Here is a 17946-nt window from a genome sequence, read left to right on the forward strand (position 1 = left end):
AATTCGATATTTCCCCTTATTACTCAACCTCAGTTAACTTTATTTCGGATGACCATCATGATCAGAGTTCCAGAAGCATGATCATGGGAAAGTGTACTCGTCAGTGGGCTGCATTGGTGAGGTGGGAGAGGCATTAAAATTTACTTATCCCTTAAATATATGTCGGTTTCGGAAATTATGTAAAGTGGCAAAACGTAAAATGTAAGTTTGATTTCATAAGCGAAAACTAGTTCACAGAATGGGACTATACTGCTTAACAAAGAAATTAAGCTTTGCTACAGATTATTTGTCCCTACGTGGTTTTCGGAGGTAATAATGTCTATTAATTCTATCGACCATGATGAAATGACGAATATTGCAAATAAATGGGACCTTACGGAAGAGGAACAAGAAGCGGCCCAACAATCAGCAGAAAACGTTAAGTCAGCGGAAGCTCGTCGTCGTATAGAAGCGATGAAAGAGATCCGAGAAAGTGGACTAACGATTGAAGAAGCCAGAGAGTTAGGGTTGTTTCACTAAAAGTCGCAATATTTTTTTTGATTGGGTGGCCGTTGCCACCCTTTTTAATTTGGGTATAAAGTACTGTCGTTTCCTTTCTCGTATGATATATTTCTGAGCCAGTATTTTCAGCGTTGAGCATGTGCTATGTCGATCAATCTTTCATTATTGCCGAAACAAGAGAAAAACAGAGTTGAGCTTGATAAACAGGCGGCCTATTTGATCTGGCAAATCAAACGAGGTGAATCGACACATGACGCGATTTCGGACACGCTCAATAAGATTGTTGATGAACAAGAAAAGCAGTGGTTCCAAACTAGCGTTGATAAGTACAAGAAGGAAATGGGCGTTTAACTACCGTAATCGGAGTTCATCATTCGCTCATCTCATTTCCTTAACGTTAAATTGAACAAGAGAGAACACCCAAATGGGAAGAAGTTTTGAAGTGCGCAAAGCCTCTATGGCGAAAACCCAAGGCGCTAAAATTAAAGTCTATTCCAAATATGGCAAAGAAATCTATGTTTGTGCTAAGAATGGTGGTTCTGACCCAGACACCAACCTGTCTTTAAAACATCTCATCGCAAAAGCGAAGAAAGATCAGGTTCCAGGCCATGTCATCGATAAAGCTTTAGACAAAGCCAGTGGGGGAGGGGGCGAAGATTATCAGCCTGCTCGCTATGAAGGGTTTTCTCCTGGTGGTGCAAGTGTCATCGTCGATTGCCTTACTGACAACGGCAATCGTACTTTCCAAGACGTTCGCCAATGCTTTGTGAAAACGGGTGCGAAAATCGGTAGCCCAGGCACGACGGCGCACATGTTTGATCACAATGCGGTGTTTCAGTTTAAAGGTAATGACGAAGAAGCGGTCTTAGAAGCATTGATGATGGCTGACGTCGATGTTACCGATATCGAGCTAGAAGATGGAGTAATCACTGTATTTGCCCCACATACCGAGTTTTTCAAAGCGAAAACGGCGTTAAACAACGATTTCCCAGAGTTAGTGTTGGACGTTGAAGAAATCACGTTTGTTCCTCAAACACATACTCAGATTCAAGGCGAAGATGCTGAGAAGTTCCAAAAGTTTCTTGATATGTTAGACGAGTGTGATGATGTTCAGCAGGTCTATCATAACGCTGAGATCTAGTTGGAAATCACTAGCCGAGCGACATGCTCGGCTAGGGTTAATTTACATTGTAAATAACGATGTGTTTGCACGCATAATGGCGAGCTCTCTTCCTTAATAGCCAATCAGCTGAACAAAACTCTCCGCGGTTTTTATGGCTTCTTTACGATTAGCAATATTTAGCTTTTGATAGACATTACGAATGTGTGTTTTGATGGTCGTGCCAGCAACACCAAGTTCACCAGCGATCTGTTCATTGCTAAAGCCTGAATAAATAAGTCCAAGTACTTGCCACTCCCTTTGTGTAAGGGGGCTCGTTCTCACCAGTTCGGGCGTATCGGTGTGCTTGATTAGTTTTTCTACAAACTCTTGGCTGAAATGTACATTGTTACTTCGATTCAATAAGGCAATCTCTTTGAGTAACAGTTTGATTTTATGCTGCTCAAGCTCTCCTATTGAATCACTCTCTAACAGCTCATTGAGTACGGGTTGAAGATGAGTGCCATCCATTAAAAAATAACCCAATATCCCTGTTTGGTTGGACATTTTAAGCGCTTCTAGTAACTGAGCTTTCGCGGCAGCACGATTGCTTTGAGCATCTGAGATTAAGGCAGACATGAGCAAGTTTTTATTGCTATCGGTGACTAGGTATTTTTCGCCTGACTGGTCTTGCATCCAATTTAGCCACTTCTGCGCTTGCTCGACTTGGCCGAGACTCACATGGGCTCTTACGATGTTTCGCCATTGCAACTGCAAAAAGTGGTTACTTGCCTTTTCGGGGCGTGTGGCGCTCTCAAGCCACCGTTGTATTGAGTGGGTGTCATCAGTATGCTGCCAATAAAGAAGTAGTGACATCGAGGCGTTGGCCGTCCAGTCCACATGGTAGCTTGATTCATTGAGCAATGTTTCAATCCTGGCGATAAATCCTTTTGCTCTATCTAATTCTCCGCGCCGCAAAGCGATGCGAGCGAGTAAAGAATAACAGTGCAGGTGTTTGCTTTCCAATTGATGACCCAGTGCGGCAATGCCTTTTATGGCACAACTTTCGGCCTCTTCCAGACGATTCCAGCTCCATAATATTTGCGCCCTAAGACGAAGTAAGAATTCGTGCAAAGGGATTTGGTGTAACTGGTGATCGTCTATCAGCTTGAATCCACTGTCTTGGATATCATACGATGCTTGGGCATAGCCTTGAGCAAACAGAATTTCGCTTTGCTGGATAATCGCCCATAGGGCGTGATGATACACTTGATACTGACGAGCGAGTTTTTCGGTTTGCTGCATCATCGGCAGCGCACGGTCAAGGTTGCCTAGCACATGATGAACCTCAGCAATGACCGAAGTTGCGACAATTCTACTGTGAAAGCTGGTTTGATCGACTTGGCTGAGTGCAAGCTCCGCAAGCTGCAATGCTTTTTCAGGGTCATTTTGGTTGATCGCGACTTGAGCTTTCAACGCGTTAAATTCACCTTGCAGCATGGTGGATAAATCGATATTAAGCCGAGACATGGCAAGGTCGGTAGTATGAAGCAGGGCACCCACTTCTTCATATTTATGCTGACTTTGTGCCAGCCAGGCTCGCAATAAACAAAGCTGCGGATGTTTATACAAATGATCATCGTCTAAATGCTCGATGGCCATCTCAACATTCGACAGCTCCCCATTGTTAAACAGATCCCAGCCATATTGATGCAATACTTGTGCGATGAGTTCACTATCATTCGCTTGCCTGGCATGTTTTAAGGCCTCAATGGGTGTATGTTGCTTTAACCATGCTTGACACGCCTTTTTGTGCAGAATGGCCTCGTTGAGCGGCATTAGCGTTCTGCGCTGGTGAGAAAGAAATTCCACAAATAGGTTATGGAACTTATACCAATGACGATCTCCTTCTAGTCGTTGGATAAACATTCCGGAACGATGCAAAAGTTCGATACGGCTCAACGCATCATCGTGGCCAGTTAAGGCTTGAGCTAGCTCGTCGTTAAAGTGATCGAGTACCGCGCATTGCATCAGGAACATTTTCGTTTCTTCATCGAGTAGGCAAAAGGCTTCTTCTGCCAAATAGTCCCATAGGTGTTCATGATTGAAACTACTGATGGAGTCCGTCGCTTGCTTCAGGCTTCGGTTGTCATGATGAAACTGCAGAGCGACGAGTTGTAATGCGCAGGGCCATCCTTCCACGTAGCTATTGAGACTTTCCGCGTCATGTTGTTCCACGTGAGTCTTGTTCTTTTGACTAAAGAATTTCACCGTTTCTTTCGTATCAAAAGCAAGCTGTTCAGTGTCGATTTCTATCACTTGGTCGCGAACGCGTAAGTTTGCGATGCCCAGAGCAGGGATCGTACGACTGGTGATGACCAGGGTAATATTGCTAGGCAAGTGTTTTAAAAAAAAGCGCAGGGACTCAGTGATTTCATCGTTATCTATCCAGTGAAAGTCGTCGATAGCGATATAGCACTCCTCACGAAAATTGACCAAGCTCGCGAGCACGTCAGCGAAGAGAGAGTGTAACGATGAAAACTGGCGCTTCTCGGCAACTGAAAGCGCTTTGCGGCAGCTGTTGCGTGTGGCGTTGTTTAGTGCGCGCAGAAAGTAGCTAATAAAGTGGTGGGGCGTGTTGTCGTTTTCATCAATACTATACCAACCTATGTTGAGCTTATCTGCTAGCCACATAGAGGCGGCCGTTGTTTTGCCGTAGCCTGCTGGGGCCACAAACAGAACAAGCTTGGCAAACTTGGCGTGTTGTAAGCAACCGAGAACTCTTAAGCGTACGATAGCGTGATGGGAAACATTGGGGCGAGTCAGCTTAGATGGAATCCACATGGTATAGAGCTATCCCTGTCAATTAATTGGTCAGCCTGCGAATCAGTAAGCGATGAGGCGCAGTGCATCGAGGAGTTTACATTCTAATGCTCCTACGCCTTTTGAATGTGATAAATATCTCATTAATTAACAGATTCCCAAAAAGGTAGCACTAGTATTGGGCAGTTATCTTTCTAAGTGTATGTAAAGATACAGCTTTATGTTGCGGGTGAATAATATTATCGCTGAGTGAGTCAAACCACGGTATGCGAACGCTAGATTACATTCTACGCCCTTAAGTTCAGCCTTACTCCTACCCCGCAAGGAGGATGAAACACTTGCTAGGACGCGTCACGATGGACAACCGTGTAAAAGTGTACGCCAAAGAACAAGGGAAGGGGGGATGAAACCTGTGAATAAATCAACATTTGATAAGGGCGCTTTTCAAGATAGTGTAAAAAAACACTTGTACGTAACCTATGCCACGACCGTTGAAAAAGCAGACACGCATTCATGGTTTCTCGCGATGGGAACCGCACTTGCTGAGTTAACCACGTGTGACTTACTGTGCACTGAGCAAGACGAAAGAATTAAAAGCGCGAAGAGCGTTAATTACCTCTCTCTTGAATATCTAATTGGTCGCCTTACTGGTAATAACCTTATTAGTAAGGGGATTTATCAACAAGTGTCTGAGGCAATGGATGAATTGGGTCAGAGCTTAACGGATTTGTTGGAAGAAGAGCGCGATCCTTCCTTGGGCAATGGGGGGTTAGGTCGATTAGCGGCTTGTTTTATGGATTCTCTCGCTGCGCAAGAATTTCCCAGTGTGGGTTATGGCTTGCATTATGAATATGGATTATTTAAGCAATCGTTCGAGCAGGGACATCAAGTGGAAACGCCTGATGCCTGGCGAGGTGTTGAAGGTTACCCATGGGAAATTGCCCGTCCTGACTTGGCTCAGGAAATCGGTTTCTACGGCCATGTTGAAACCTACCAAGAGGGTGGACGAGATAGGCGTCGTTGGGCTCCGGGGATGACAGTCAAAGCCATGCCCTGGGACATGCCGGTTGTTGGCTATCAAAGTAATACGGTTTATCCGTTAAGGTTGTGGGAATGCCAAGCCATTGCGCCATTTTCACTGGAAAGTTTTAATAACGGCAATTATTTTGAAGCGCAGCACTCGCTTATCGATGCCGGTAACATTACCAAGGTATTGTATCCCAACGACAACCATGAAAAAGGTAAAACACTGCGCTTGATGCAGCAGTATTTCCATAGCGCTGCCTCTATTCGCGACATTCTACGTCGTCATGAAGAAGCTGGTCATACGCTCGCGTCCTTACCAAAATACGAGACGATTCAGCTCAATGATACGCACCCCACCATCTCAATTCCCGAGCTGATGCGCATTCTTATTGATGAAAAGGAAATGGAGTGGGAGGAAGCGTGGGCGATTTGTTCCAAGACCTTTGCCTACACCAATCACACCCTATTGCCAGAAGCCTTGGAAACCTGGGATGAATCCTTGATTCAACGCCTGCTTCCGCGTCATATGGAAATCATCTATCAAATTAACTATTTATTTTTGAAGGAAGTGAAAGAAAAATGGCCGGGAGACGTCGAGAAACAACGTAAGCTCTCTATTATTCAAGAAGGGTTCCATCGAATGGTTCGAATGGCCAATCTATGTGTGGTGGGCTCTTATGCGGTAAATGGTGTGGCAGCGCTGCACTCGCAATTGGTGAAGCGTGATCTGTTTCCTGAGTTCGATGAGCTTTACCCCGGTAAGTTGCAAAACGTGACGAACGGCATCACCCCAAGGCGTTGGCTAATGTTTTGCAACCCAGAGCTGTCTGACTTGATATCGGAGAAGATTGGCTGTCAATGGCCGACGCATCTCGATCAGTTGGAGGAGGTGGCCGCTTACGCGGAAGACAAAGACTTCCAGGCGGCATTTATGCAAGTCAAACACAATAATAAACAGCGTCTAGCAAACTGGGTAGCAGAAAATCTGGACCTCGAGCTAGATGTTCACGCCATTTTTGATGTTCAAATCAAGCGGCTGCATGAATACAAAAGACAGCACCTGAATGTTTTACATATTTTGTCTATGTATCATCGCCTAGTCCATGATCCTGATTTTGAGATGGAGCCAAGAGTGGTGTTTTTCGCCGCTAAGGCTGCGCCGGGCTATTATCTTGCTAAAGAAATTATCTACGCGATCAACAAAATTGCTGACAAGGTCAATCACGATCCTAGAATCGGTAACAAGTTGAAAGTCGTGTTTATTCCCGACTACCGAGTCAGTGTGGCAGAAATTATCATTCCTGCTGCTGACGTATCTGAGCAAATCTCAACCGCAGGTAAGGAAGCGTCAGGTACGGGGAATATGAAAATGGCGCTTAATGGAGCGTTAACCATTGGCACTATGGATGGCGCTAACGTGGAAATCAGGCAAGAAGTTGGCGACGACAACATTTATATCTTTGGTTTAGATGTGGATGAAGTGGAATCGTTGAAAGGTTCAGGATACAACCCGTTTGATTATTATCATTCAGATCCTTTGCTTAAAGCCTCGCTTGATCTGTTATTGAGTGACGAGTTCACACCCGGAGAGCCGGGTAAACTCAGCGCAATATTTGATAGCTTGTTGGATGGCGGCGATCCTTACCTATGTCTGGCGGACTTTGAATCTTATGTTAAGGCTCACGAAGCGATTGATCAGCAATACAAGGATAAATCAGGCTGGGCGAAAAAAGCGATTTTGAATACGGCTTTGGTGGGTAAGTTTAGCTCTGACCGCAGTATTCTCGATTATGTGAACAACATCTGGAAATTAGAGCAGGTAAAACGATGAGTGACGATCCTATTTTCTATCGAAGATCGACCGCGTCGAAACTGCATTCAATATTATTTCACGAAATTTAGCCGGAGAGTTCAATGATCAATGAGAATTACGTAAAAGAGGTGGCGAATATAGCCGGTATCTCCCAGCACTATATCAGTGCTTGGGGAGAAGATACGTCGGTTAAGGACTCCACGATTATCAAACTATTATCTGCAATGGGGTACGATTCTGAAAGTGAAGAAGCGCTCTCCAAGTCGGTCGACAAAAAGCACAAAAGCGAAGTGCTCGAGCCTGTGCTGGTGCTGCAACAAGGGCAACCGGTAGAGATTGCGCTCCAGTTGGGCGTGAGTGCCAGAGAAAGTGACTTTAGTTGGCGGCTTCACACTGAGCAAGGGGACGTGTTAGAAGGCTATTTACAATCGCAAATTGTTCGAGACGACAGAGCCAATGGTGGGCCCTTGGTGTTTTCTATTTCCACGTCTTTACCTTATGGCTATCACCAGCTCGAAGTATTGAGAAAAAGGCGAAAATCCCCTTACAAAATGGCGATCATTTGCACGCCAGATGCGTGTTTTAAGCAGGAAGCTTTGCTCAATGGCCAGAAACTATGGGGGCCAAGTATTCAGCTGTATACCCTAAGGACTCAACACAATTGGGGTATTGGCGATTTTGGCGATTTAAAACAACTCGTGTCAGAAATCGCTTCTCGTGGTGGAAACTTTGTTGGCTTGAACCCGATTCATGCGCTTTTCCCTGCCAATCCAGAAGCGGCGAGTCCCTATAGCCCATCTTCACGTCAGTGGCTGAATATTATGTATATCGATGTCAGCTCAGTGCCCGAGTTTTCATTGAGTAAGCAGGCTCAGCAAATGGTAGGCAGCTTGCCATTCCAGCAGCGCTTGCAAAAGGCTAGGGAAAGCCACTGGGTCAACTACTCAGAAGTGTCTGCTTTGAAAATGAGTGTGCTGCCTCTTTTATATCAGGAGTTTAAACAGCGTCACTTGGTTGAAAACTCACAAAGGGCTCAATCGTACCTAAATTTTGTCGAACAAGGTGGTGAGAGCTTACTTATACAAGCTGCGTTTGATGCACTGCATGCTCAATTGAGTGAAGATCTTTCCAATGTTTGGGGCTGGCCTGCGTTTCCTGAACAATATCGACGATTTGATACACGTGCGGTACGTAAGTTTATTGAGCAGCATGAAGAAGAAGTCAATTTGTATATGTATCTGCAGTGGGTGGCAGACTGTCAGGTCAATGAAGTTCAGGTACTGGCCAAACAAAAAGAAATGGCGATAGGTTTGTATCGAGATCTTGCGGTCGGTGTATCGGACTCTGGCTCTGAAGCGTGGGCTGACGAAGGAAACCTAGTGATGGAGGCCAGCACAGGTGCGCCTCCTGATATCCTTGGGCCGCTCGGACAAAACTGGGGACTACCACCGTTAAATCCTCAATCGCTACATGCATCGGCGTATGACGCATACATTAAATTGTTGCGCGCCAACATGCGTCACTGCGGTGCGCTACGTATTGACCATGTGCTAGGCCTAATGCGCCTGTGGTGGGTGCCTAAAGAAGACAGTGCAGCCGAAGGGGCCTATGTGAATTACCCTGTAAAGGACATGTTATCCATCTTGGCTCTAGAATCCCATCGCTCGCAATGCAGTATTATCGGTGAGGACTTAGGGACGGTTCCTGATGAAATTGTTGATGAATTGAGCCAAGCCGGTATTCACTCCTATAAGGTGTTTTTCTTTGAGCGTTCAAGCACCGATGGTGGCTATATTTCTCCCAAACATTATAAATCGCAGTCAATGGCCACAATCTGTACCCATGATATGCCAACACTCCGAGGGTTCTGGCATTGCGATGATCTTAAGATGGGTAAAGAGCTTGGCCTGTATCCAGATGAACTGCAACTGAAACGTCTTTTTGACGATAGGTTGGCTTGCAAACAAGCGATTCTAGACTCTGTCGCTTGGCATGGTTATTTGCCTGAGCATGTTGGAAAAGATGCCACTCAGGTGGCAATGGACAGCAGCTTAAGTGAGGCTCTACAAGTGCATGTAGCCGCGGGGGCTTCCGCTCTACTAAGTGTGCAACTGGAAGATTGGCTGGAGATGGACAAACCCGTCAATATTCCAGGCACGGTTGACGAGTACCCGAATTGGCGACGCAAATTAACCGTCAATTTAGATGAATTATTTACTCGTGATAGTGTGAATCGGTTGACCGAAAAGTTAACTCAAGTCCGTCGTAATGCTGGCAACTAGCTGGCTGGTGCCTAGGTGTTTATATGTTCTGACCTGCATGTCTGCAGGTCTTTTTCTTACTCCTTATGTTGCATAGTAAGTGAATTACAGGTAATAGAGTAGGATAATTATTGAGAGTTTGGTTAGGGAGAAATAAGGTTGAAAACGATAGTGAAAGACAAAAAATCGCAGGTGTATAACCAACTTTCACAGGCTGCATATTCTGACCCATTTGGATTCTTGGGTCCCTACATCCAAGATGAGCATACGGCTTTGCGTGTTTGGATGCCGGGCGCGAACTCAGTGAGTTTGTTGATTGAAGGTCAGCCAGCGATTCCAATGACACGAGAAGGAGAGTCAGGTTTTGTTTTAAAGGGCAACCAAGATCTTCGGTTTTGTCATTATAGGCTGATGGTAGAGTGGCCTAGTGGCGAACAAGTGATTGATGATCCTTACCAATACCATTCCATTTATGCTGAGTATGAAGATCTTCACACACCCATCCAGATGTACCGACAAATGGGTGCGCAATTTGTGACGTTAGAGCGAGATGGCAAGCGTGTCTCAGGCACCCGTTTTTTGGTTTATGCTCCAAATGCGACGGCATGCAGCTTAGTGGGAGAGTTTAACCAGTGGGATGGCAGACGCCAGCCAATGCAGCGGCTAGATTACGGCATCTGGGGTTTGTTTGTACCAAACTTACCTGAAGGCTCAAAATACAAGTTTGAAATGAAAGGGCCAAATGGTGAGGGTTTACCACACAAAGCTGATCCTTGGGGCTTTTTTGCTGAGCAACATCCTTCTTTTGCTTCAGTGACTTATGATCACTCTCGATATCAATGGCAAGACGGCAAGTGGCAATCTCGACCAGTAACCGAAAAGCGCAAAGAAGCTTTGTCTTTTTATGAACTTCATGCAGGATCTTGGCGTCGGGATGAACACGGACAGTTTTTAAATTATAGGGATCTTGCCGATCAGCTGGTGCCATATCTGTGCGATCTCGGATACAGTCATGTGGAGCTGATGCCGGTGTCCGAATACCCATTTTATGGATCGTGGGGCTATCAGCCCGTTGGATTATTTGCGCCCACCAGCCGCTTTGGCGCGCCAGATGACTTTAAATATTTCGTCGATACTTGCCATCAGGCTGGGATAGGGGTGGTATTGGACTGGGTACCTGCACATTTTCCTTCCGACGATCATGGGTTAGCTAACTTTGATGGTACGCCTCTTTATCATGATCCGGATCCTCGAAGAGGGTGGCATCAAGATTGGAACTCGTTCATCTACGATCTTGGTAAAGAGCATGTTCGACGCTTTTTGATCTCTAACGCGTTGTATTGGTTCGATCAATTTCACATTGATGGGATTCGTGTCGATGCGGTGGCGTCGATGCTGTATCTTGATTATTCACGTAGCCATGATCAATGGTTACCTAATGTGGATGGCGGCAATGAAAATTATGATGCGATTTCCACGCTCAAATGGATGAACGAGGAAGTGTATCGGCATTTTCCTAATGCGATGACCATTGCAGAGGAATCGACGGCATTCCCAGGGGTCTCGCAACCGACATTTTTAGGTGGGCTAGGCTTTGGCTTCAAATGGAATATGGGCTGGATGCACGACAGCCTTTCCTACATCAAAGAAGATCCGGTTCACCGAAAATACCATCACAACACGATTACCTTTCCGTTAATTTATGCCCATAGTGAAAATTACGTATTGTCTCTTTCCCATGATGAAGTGGTTTACGGTAAGCGCTCCATACACAACAAAATGCCGGGAGATGAGTGGCAACAAACCGCTAACTTGAGAGCTTACATGGGGTATATGTACGGCCAACCTGGCAAAAAGCTCAACTTTATGGGAACGGAGTTTGGCCAAACGGGTGAGTGGGATCATGATAGCCAGCTTCAATGGTTTTTACTTGATTTTGAACGACATCAAGGTATTCAATCGCTGACGCGAGACCTCAACCATTTGTATCGTCGCGAGCCTGCTTTGTTCGATTTGGACAGTGAGCCTAGCGGCTTTGAATGGCGCCTGCAAGATGCCGCTGATGCGAGTGTGTTGGCTCATGAGCGGATAAGTGCTAGCGGTGAGCGCATATTGGTGATTACTAATTTCACGCCAGTCCCCCATGAGCGCTTTCGTTTAGGTGTGCCACATAGTGGGAGCTACCAACTGCTACTCTGTACCGACGATGAAAAATATCATGGCAGTCATTATGACGTTGTGTCGGTCGCTCAGTCTGAAGCGATGGAAAGTGAAGGTTTAGCGCAGTCTTTGCAGATTAAACTACCGCCACTTTCGACGCTATTTTATAAGCTGAGTTAATGCTGATTAATGCTCAGTAAAGCAAAGTCCGATTTACAGTGTGAATCGGACTTTTTACATTGATATACCCAAGCTATCTCAAGCTTTGAATATCTTGTTCTTGTCCCCAGCGTGATTGAGTCTCTACACTAATTAGATAGCTTTAGTTTTTGGGTAAAATCACATGGTTACTGCTCTTTATGCGTCAGTGTTGGCGGGATTAATGCTTTGGTTATCGCTAAAAGTCATTAATCTAAGAAAATCGGCCAAGGTGCCTTATTCTGATGGGGGTGTTGATGAGCTCACGATTGCCAGAAGCGCGCAAAGTAATGCCGCAGATTATATCCCCATTACGCTTATTCTACTTGGCTTAGCCGAGCATAACGGTGCTGGTGCGTTGCTTATTCACCTGTTTGGGACCGTGTTTTTCTTTGGCCGATGGATCCATGCTAACGCGATACTTAATGAAGATTTTAAAGGACGTGTCCGTGGGATGAAAATAACCTTTGTCTGTATTATTGGCCTTATCATCCTCAACTTGATTTACGTACCTTTGCTCTAAGTCGCGGTGTTCGATGATGGTACGTCTTCCCCAGCCTTGGTTGCTCGTTCTGATTGGCTTGATACTGAATGTGTTGGCTATCGTGATGTCTAGCATAGTGCTGGATAAATTAAGTGAGGATATTGAAAAGCTTAACGAATCAAAGCAACAAAACCAGTATTCTATTCAGCTTGCCTGGAACAGTGTGGAAACCTTGGAAAGGAAAAGAGAAGCCGTGCTTTTGCATATCCAGGCGGTATATACAGAAAAGGTCTCGCAAATGCTGCAAGAAGCTGTACAAAATCAGCTTCGTCACTGGGTAGGTCAGCCTGTCCCTGACATTAGCCATGACAACCTCGGGCAAATTATGAGGTTAATCAACCAAGCTCAGCAAGGTCTAAGGGATAGAATTGATGACTACTATCTGGAAAACTTATCCATTTCTGAGCGTGTGCTGAAACTGAACGAGAAAATTGCTTGGTATAAAAACATTGGCTTGTTCTTACAGGTCTTTGGTTTAGCTTTGATATTAGCCCGAGATCTCGCTCGAAAGCACTGAATCAAGTATGGATAAAATACAATCGTAACGTTTAGGCAATGCTCTATGACGCTGCTGAATAAGGTACAGCGGCTCCTTTACGCGCTTTGGGGCTTTGGCTAAATGTAACTTTGCTTGACCTGGAAACGCTTCTATCGCGCTAATGGGTAGCACGGTAAATCCTAGCCCTTTTGATACTGGCAGTAAGATCTGATGGAGCTGATTGATGTAACCTGCGTTAGGGATATCCTCTACATTGATATTGCTAAGCTCTTCATTTCCACACATGCCGAAATAGAGCGAGAGGTAATGCTTTCCATCTGGGTGATCGATAAGGCCAATTTGAGACAACAGCTGCGCTGACAATTGTTTATTTTGATAGGCTTTAGGCAGAACTAAGCACAGTTCTTCATAACCTAAAAGGTGATGTTGATACAAATTCTTATTGGGAATATGAGTGACAATCCCTATGTCGATTTGGCCTGAATGTACGTCTGCCAATATTTGATGATTTGGCGCGGCCTCAAGGTAAACGTTGAGTTCAGTGTGAACTTTTTGTAGCTCTATCAGTTGTGGGTACAATTTCAACGTTAGGGCTCCTGAGCAAGAAAGAAGACATGAGCCAGAATACGGGTCGTCAAAGTTTAGCTGGTCTAGTAAATGCGCTTGGGCTTTTTCTTGATCCAATACGTATTGATAGATAATTCTGCCTTGTTCGGTTAACTCGAACCCTTTCTTCTGTCTCTTCATTAACACATGACCACACGCTTGCTCTAGCTTTTTGATGTGTTGACTCACGCCTGGTTGAGTCATGTACAGTTTTTCTGCCGTCTGCGTGAAATGACCAATTTCTACTAGGGTTTTAAATGTATTGAGCCATATTGGATTGAACATGAAACGCTCTATATATAACAAAAAATTATCATAATAAGAAAATATGATAATTTCTAAACTATGTCCACTCTACGTATAGTCACCTTAACCAATGAGCTAACGGCTTAACGGCACGGCTCAAACTGATGAATGAAAGAGGTGAACAATGTCTAATCCAATCCCACAACCCTATCCGAGAACGTTTTCTCATATTGGTATTTCAGTCCCTGATTTAGAAGCGGCGGTAAAGTTTTATACTCAAGTATTAGGCTGGTACTTAATTATGGAGCCTACTGAAGTTATTGAAGATGATTCGGCGATAGGTGAAATGTGCACAGACGTTTTTGGTGCTGGCTGGGAGCGTTTTCGTATCGCACATTTATCCACTGGGGACCGCATTGGCGTCGAGTTGTTTGAGTTTAAAAATCAACAAAACCCAGATGATAACTTCGAATACTGGAAAACGGGCATTTTCCACTTTTGTGTGCAAGACCCAAATGTGGAAGAGCTGGCTGAAAAAATCGTTGCGGCAGGGGGTAAGAAACGCATGAAAGCGCCGCGTTATTATTACCCGGGTGAAAAGCCTTATCGTATGATTTACATGGAAGACCCATTTGGCAATATTCTTGAGCTATACAGCCACAGCTATGAGCTGCACTATGCGGCAGGAGCCTATAAGTAAGCTCCTGGGGAGCATCCTAACGGTCGAGATATGGGGATAACCGATGTTATCCCTTAAATGACTTTCATGCTCGACAAAATAAAAATGCCAACCGTCGTGGTAATTAAAGACATAAAGGTCGTCAGTGCAATGATATTGGCCGCCAACTTCGCATTGCCACCCATAGAGCGTGCCATCACATAGCTTGCCGCCGCCGCTGGGCCTGAACTCATTAGATAAATGATCCCTAGCTCTAACCCTCTAAACCCAAGAATATATCCTCCTGCGGTCAACAGAAGTGGGCACACCACGAGCCGGAAAAAAGTGGCATACCAGGCGGGCATGATTTCGTGTTTCAAGGAACGTAAATCTAACGATCCGCCCGTGCAAAGTAGTGCCAAGGGCAGGGTCATATTGGCAAAATAATGGCCCGCTTTCACCGCAACTTCTGGTATTGGGATAGCAAACGCGTATACCACTAAGCCAAGTAAAATGGCTTGAATCAGCGGATTTTTAGTCAGTGTTTTGAAGATCACTGATATGGCTTGATTTCCTGATTGGTTGCTGGCTGGAGACAAAGCGATGACAGCAAGAACATTGTAGAGCAGTGTGGTACTGGCGACGTAGATAGCGGCAATCGCGATACTGGAATGGCCAAAGGTATTAATGACGTACGCTAACCCGATAATCCCCGTATTGGCGCGATAGGCCCCTTGAATAAGGACACCTTGATCTTTCTGGTTTGGGTATATCTTTTTTGTAATGAGGGTCATGAACACAAAAAAGAGAATATTGGCGACCAAACCATAGGCTATCAGCGTGCCGCTACCCGAGAAATCGAGCTTGGAGGTGATAATGCTCAAAAAAAGCATGATGGGTAGGGTGATTTGAAAAACCAGTTTTGAGCCTACATCAATGAAGTTTTCATTGACCAAGCCAATTTTTTTTAGGTAAATCCCCAAAAACAACATCAAGCAAATTGGGCCTGTAATGGAGATGGAAAAAGACAGTTGTTGTAAAACACTCATAGATGCGACCCATTTAGTTTAGCTGTGTAGCCGAAGACCTTGCCAGAAGCCTGCATATTACTGGATTTCTCAATGCGATACATCCCTGCCTAGCGCTGTCACCCATATCTATCTTCCCCGAAATTCGAATCTTAAAGTCACGCAGCCATAAGGCCAAGAGTCTGTAGATATTGATTTGGCTAACGTTTTTTCTTAGCAAATTATTCTCAATGGCTAATGCGTGTGAACATGGGTGACGGTGCTATTGAAGCCAAGGCTCATTGGGTAAAGCACCGAGTGAGATGTGTGATGTCGTAGAATAAGGAACCGTTTTAATGAAAAGAAATGATGATCTGCCGCTTCCCTCTGATAAGCGAGAGCGCTTATTCAATCGAAAAAGTCTAATTGTTATCGCAGATATTCTACTATTTTTGTTGCTTTACAATATGCTGCCATTTGAACCTAAGGTTGTACTAGGTTTGAGCATGTTGATATTTATCGCCATATTGTGGTTAACCGAAGCCTTACACGTAACGATTACGGCGATTTTAGTCCCGATCATGGCGGTAATGTTTGGTGTTTTCGACACCCAAACAGCGCTTAACAACTTTGCCAATTCTATTATTTTTCTCTTTCTAGGTGGGTTTGCCTTGGCTGCAGCGATGCACAAGCAAGGGTTAGATAAGGTGATTGCGGAAAAAGTCTTGGTCATGGCAAAGGGCAGGATGAGCATCGCTGTCTTCATGCTATTTGGGGTTACGGCGGCCTTGTCGATGTGGATCAGTAATACTGCCACTACGGCTATGATGTTGCCGTTAGTTCTGGGAGTGCTCAGTAAAGTGAATGCCGAAAGTGGGCACAAAACGTATGTTTTCGTTTTACTCGGGACGGCATACAGTGCCAGTATCGGTGGAATTGCCACGGTTGTTGGTAGCCCACCCAATGCTATAGCGGCGGCTGAAGTTGGGCTGAGCTTCACCGATTGGATGAAATTTGGCTTACCCACTTCAATCGTGTTATTGCCCGTCGCAATCGCGGTTCTTTATCTGGTAATCAAGCCGGATCTAAAGGGGCAGTTTGAGCTTAGCCATGAGCCAATCGCGTGGGATAAGAATAAGTTGCTCACTTTGGCTATATTCGCTTTGACCGTGCTTATGTGGATATTCAGCAAACCGATCAATAGTATGATTGGAGGCTACGCAAAATTCGATACCATCATAGCATTAGGGGCGATCATCTTAGTCAGCTTCACAAGGGTGGTGCATTGGAAGGACATCGAGAAAACCGCTGATTGGGGAGTACTGATACTGTTTGGCGGCGGTATTTGTTTAAGTAACGTACTGAAGGCCACGGGAGCCAGCGTATTCTTAGCCCATCAATTGAGTAGCTTGATTGCGAACTTAGGGATGGTTGTAATAATTCTGGTTGTTGCCATATTTGTTGTGTTCTTAACCGAATTTGCCAGTAATACCGCCAGCGCAGCGTTACTTATTCCTATTTTTGCTACGATTGCTGAAGCGTTCGGTATCTCACCTGTCATTATCTCGGTTTTGATTGGTGTCGCTGCATCGTGTGCATTCATGCTTCCAGTGGCAACGCCGCCCAACGCCATCGTATTTGGTACCGGCCATATCAAGCAAATTGAAATGATGAAGGTGGGGCTGGTGCTGAATATTGCTTGTGTGATTGTATTGACCACTATCGCAATGCTGCTTTGGGTCTAGATACTAAAAGAGCGAGACAGTTGGTCTCGCTCTTTTGTGTACAGCTTACTTCAATATGCTTAGCGATTAATGTTGCTCTACATAGTGTTTGAATCGCGCTTTAGTTGCGGCATCAGCTTTGGCGTACCAGAAGTGCAGCATCTCTTCAGCTGTATTTTTACCTTGCATCTGTTTGAGGTCGCCTTGTTTTAATGCCCTTTGTGTTAACGTCAACGGCGTTACAATGGCAGCTACTCCACCCTTAGTGTTGTAGTTTTGTGCTTCTTGTGGGTAGTTTCGACCAATTTGCATGCCTTTTTTAATTAAACGGTCTTGTTGGATATCCAGTTTATGACCTGATTGGTCAACAAGGCTCCATTCCAAGCTATTGATGTTTTTCTGCGCTTTGCTCAGCGAGTTGAATTTAGAAAACTCAAAATTTAGCTTGGTATCTTTCGCATTAAATTTAGCAATGATCGCTTGGCTCTCTACCGTTACTCTATCTTTACCCTTGGCAAAGTAGGGCGCATACTTAAACACGATTTGGTTTTCACCATTTGGAAGGGTAAGAGTCTTATTGGCAGAAAACATGCCTCCTTCTAATTCCGGTGAGGCGCTGTTTACGGCTAACATTTCAACGGTATCTGGAACAGTGATGGTGACTTTTGCCATCGCAACGGTGCTAAAGACCATGGCTAACAAAAACGATAATGGCTTAATGAGTTTCATTGTTTATTTCCTGGTTATATCCCTAGTCAAGCAGAAGACTGCCTAGCAAATG

Annotated in this window: 14 protein-coding genes; 10 read left to right on the plus strand and 4 right to left on the minus strand. The window is 44.9% G+C overall.

Going from position 1 to position 17946, the window contains the following annotated elements; translation table 11 throughout:
• Nucleotides 1–315 precede the first annotated feature (315 nt).
• From M9194_RS09600 to M9194_RS09610, 3 genes are all read left to right on the plus strand, one after another.
• Nucleotides 316–519 carry a PA3496 family putative envelope integrity protein gene (locus M9194_RS09600; protein ID WP_250612414.1) on the plus strand — a complete coding sequence of 68 codons (204 nt, stop codon included), beginning with the start codon at nt 316–318 and terminating at the stop codon, nt 517–519.
• Nucleotides 520–645: 126 nt separating this feature from the next.
• Nucleotides 646–852: a DUF3283 family protein gene (locus tag M9194_RS09605; protein WP_250612415.1), complete on the plus strand. Its 207-nt coding sequence runs from the start codon at nt 646–648 to the stop codon at nt 850–852.
• Between the two features lie 73 nt (nt 853–925).
• Entirely contained in the window at nt 926–1642 is a 717-nt protein-coding gene (locus M9194_RS09610) for a YebC/PmpR family DNA-binding transcriptional regulator (RefSeq protein ID WP_250612416.1), read from the plus strand.
• Nucleotides 1643–1735: 93 nt separating this feature from the next.
• Here the strand turns inward: M9194_RS09610 and malT are convergent, their stop codons facing one another.
• On the minus strand, nt 1736–4444 hold the full coding sequence (malT, locus tag M9194_RS09615; RefSeq protein ID WP_250612417.1) for an HTH-type transcriptional regulator MalT: 2709 nt from the start codon (nt 4442–4444) through the stop codon (nt 1736–1738).
• A 382-nt stretch (nt 4445–4826) separates the two neighbouring features.
• On the opposite strand from malT, the gene M9194_RS09620 reads away from it, so the two are divergent.
• From M9194_RS09620 to M9194_RS09640, 5 genes are all read left to right on the plus strand, one after another.
• The gene (locus M9194_RS09620; protein WP_250612418.1) at nt 4827–7280 is read left to right on the plus strand and encodes a glycogen/starch/alpha-glucan phosphorylase; all 2454 of its coding nucleotides are present in this window, start codon (nt 4827–4829) and stop codon (nt 7278–7280) included.
• Between the two features lie 83 nt (nt 7281–7363).
• A complete protein-coding gene (malQ, locus tag M9194_RS09625) occupies nt 7364–9544 on the plus strand; it encodes a 4-alpha-glucanotransferase (protein ID WP_250612419.1) in 2181 nt (726 codons plus the stop codon).
• A gap of 138 nt (nt 9545–9682) precedes the next feature.
• A complete protein-coding gene (glgB, locus tag M9194_RS09630; RefSeq protein WP_250612420.1) occupies nt 9683–11863 on the plus strand; it encodes a 1,4-alpha-glucan branching protein GlgB in 2181 nt (726 codons plus the stop codon).
• Nucleotides 11864–12026: 163 nt separating this feature from the next.
• Nucleotides 12027–12404 carry an MAPEG family protein gene (locus tag M9194_RS09635; protein ID WP_250612421.1) on the plus strand — a complete coding sequence of 126 codons (378 nt, stop codon included), beginning with the start codon at nt 12027–12029 and terminating at the stop codon, nt 12402–12404.
• A gap of 13 nt (nt 12405–12417) precedes the next feature.
• A complete protein-coding gene (locus M9194_RS09640; RefSeq protein WP_250612422.1) occupies nt 12418–12942 on the plus strand; it encodes a DNA mismatch repair protein in 525 nt (174 codons plus the stop codon).
• Here M9194_RS09640 and M9194_RS09645 read toward each other — a convergent pair.
• Nucleotides 12913–13815, minus strand: a complete 903-nt coding sequence (locus M9194_RS09645) for a LysR family transcriptional regulator (protein ID WP_250612423.1) — start codon at nt 13813–13815, stop codon at nt 12913–12915. The genes M9194_RS09640 and M9194_RS09645 overlap by 30 nt on opposite strands.
• Nucleotides 13816–13972: 157 nt before the next feature.
• Here M9194_RS09645 and M9194_RS09650 point away from each other — a divergent pair, with 157 nt between their 5' ends.
• Nucleotides 13973–14476, plus strand: coding sequence for a lactoylglutathione lyase family protein (locus tag M9194_RS09650; protein WP_431769400.1), 504 nt, complete (start codon nt 13973–13975; stop codon nt 14474–14476).
• Nucleotides 14477–14529: 53 nt separating this feature from the next.
• Here the strand turns inward: M9194_RS09650 and M9194_RS09655 are convergent, their stop codons facing one another.
• Entirely contained in the window at nt 14530–15483 is a 954-nt protein-coding gene (locus tag M9194_RS09655) for an AEC family transporter (RefSeq protein ID WP_250612425.1), read from the minus strand.
• A gap of 314 nt (nt 15484–15797) precedes the next feature.
• Here M9194_RS09655 and M9194_RS09660 point away from each other — a divergent pair, with 314 nt between their 5' ends.
• Nucleotides 15798–17186, plus strand: a complete 1389-nt coding sequence (locus M9194_RS09660) for an SLC13 family permease (protein ID WP_250612426.1) — start codon at nt 15798–15800, stop codon at nt 17184–17186.
• A gap of 66 nt (nt 17187–17252) precedes the next feature.
• Here the strand turns inward: M9194_RS09660 and M9194_RS09665 are convergent, their stop codons facing one another.
• A complete protein-coding gene (locus M9194_RS09665; RefSeq protein WP_250612427.1) occupies nt 17253–17894 on the minus strand; it encodes a DUF2057 family protein in 642 nt (213 codons plus the stop codon).
• Between the last annotated feature and the right edge of the window lie 52 nt (nt 17895–17946).

This window comes from Vibrio sinus, assembly GCF_023634645.1.
Lineage (GTDB): Bacteria > Pseudomonadota > Gammaproteobacteria > Enterobacterales > Vibrionaceae > Vibrio > Vibrio sinus.